The sequence below is a fragment of the Streptomyces sp. NPDC005574 genome (genome assembly GCF_040605435.1).
In the GTDB taxonomy this organism is placed as follows: Bacteria; Actinomycetota; Actinomycetes; order Streptomycetales; family Streptomycetaceae; genus Streptomyces.
Genome location: NZ_JBEXCW010000310.1, coordinates 1 through 1,592 on the forward strand (window position 1 = coordinate 1; position 1,592 = coordinate 1,592).

1 protein-coding gene and 2 pseudogenes are annotated in these 1,592 nt (G+C 71.5%); all 3 read left to right on the plus strand.

Features of this window, described 5'->3' with window-relative positions; translation table 11 throughout:
* Positions 1 to 409: pseudogene (locus ABZT03_RS44390) on the plus strand (transposase); the annotation flags it as partial.
* Positions 406 to 1,149: an ATP-binding protein gene (locus ABZT03_RS44395; protein WP_356050021.1), complete on the plus strand. Its 744-nt coding sequence runs from the start codon at positions 406 to 408 to the stop codon at positions 1,147 to 1,149. The pseudogene ABZT03_RS44390 and the gene ABZT03_RS44395, both read left to right, overlap by 4 nt.
* Positions 1,146 to 1,592 (plus strand): annotated as a pseudogene (locus ABZT03_RS44400) (hypothetical protein); the annotation flags it as partial. The gene ABZT03_RS44395 and the pseudogene ABZT03_RS44400, both read left to right, overlap by 4 nt.

Here is a 1,592-nt window from a genome sequence, read left to right on the forward strand (position 1 = left end):
CGCAGATCTGGCCGACCGGGCCACCGAGGAACAGGTCAGCGCCGTACGGCGAGCACGGGCCGCCCGCACCCGCCGCCTCAAGAAGGATCTGGAGGCTTCCCAGCGCGAGCGCTACGCCGCCGTGAACCAGCCCGCCGCACCTCAGCGGCTCGGTGCGTTGACTACCGCGCAGGCCGAGGCCGAACTCGCCCAGAGCACCGACACTGACCTGTCGCAGCTGTCGCTGCCGGACCTCATCCCGCCCGCCGCGCCGCCGTCCGGATGGCGAACCCCTGCTTCCCTGGCCGCGCTGACCACACCAGACCGGCCCATCCCGCTCCCGTCCGGCCGTGGTTCCGCTCCCGCTCCGGACGGCCCCGACGGGCGGGCCGCACGTCTCACCACCGACAAAGACGGAGACGCCTCGTGACCGCGGCCACTTACCAGTACGTCGACCTACCCGACGCCTCCGTGGTTACCACCCGCGCTCTGCTCACTGCCCGGGAGAACATCACCGACACCGTCGCCGCCCGCGCCATGATGTGCATCCACGGCGGCGCCGGCTTCGGCAAGACCCTTGCCGTCAACACCTGCCTGCGTGAACTCGAACCCGGCGAGGACGTCCGCAAGATCACCTTCCGGGCCCGGCCCACCGCCCGCGCCGTGCGCTACGAACTGTTCACCGCGCTGGACCTGGCCGGCGAACCACCGCGCCACCCCAGTGAGTTCGACCGGCTGCTGAAAACCGCGCTGGCCGAACGCCCCCGCACGTTCCTGGTGGACGAGGCGCAGTGGCTCAACGGGGAGGCGTTCGAATATTTCCGCTACCTCTGGGACGAACCCTCAACCCAGCTCGCGATCATCTTCGTCGGCGGCGAGGGATGCCACACCGTGCTGCGCCGCGAACCGATGCTGTCCTCCCGCGTCTTCATCTGGCAGCACTTCACCCGCCTCACCCCCGCCGAGGTCCTTGAGGTGATTCCGCTGTTCCACCCGGTCTGGGCCGACGCCGACCCCGACGACATCGCCTTCGCCGACCAGCACGCCGCGCACGGCAACTTCCGCGCGTGGGCGCAACTGACCGCCCATGCCCGTACCGCCCTGGCCCGCACGGGACGCTCCGTGGTGGATCAGGAACTGCTGCGCTGGGCCTTCAGCCGCCTCGCATGAACGCCACCCGCCGTACCTCGCCGCCCGTCGCCCTGGTCATGGACCGATACGACGACGTCGCCCACACTCACACCGCCCTGGCAGCCCACGATCCCGCCGTCGGCCGGATCACCCTGCACCCCGGACCGGGCACCACCAGCGACACCGCTCTCGCCCACGATCTCCTCGCAGCCTTGGGAAAACCGCCGTTACTGCCAGGCCGCTTCCGCGCGGGCCGACAGCCCGCGTGGGAGGCCGCCACCGCCTGGATCGCCGCCCTGCCTGCCGCCCGGCTCACCGTCCTGCGCGCCCACCGGCTCACCGCACGCCGCCTCGAGTGCCTCCTGCACCTGCGCGACACCACCGGCATCCCCCTGACCCTGGTCTGCCACCGCCCCCACCTGTCCATCGCGCTTCACCGGGCCCTGCACCCCGTGCCCCACACCGTCACCGGCGACCTGGAC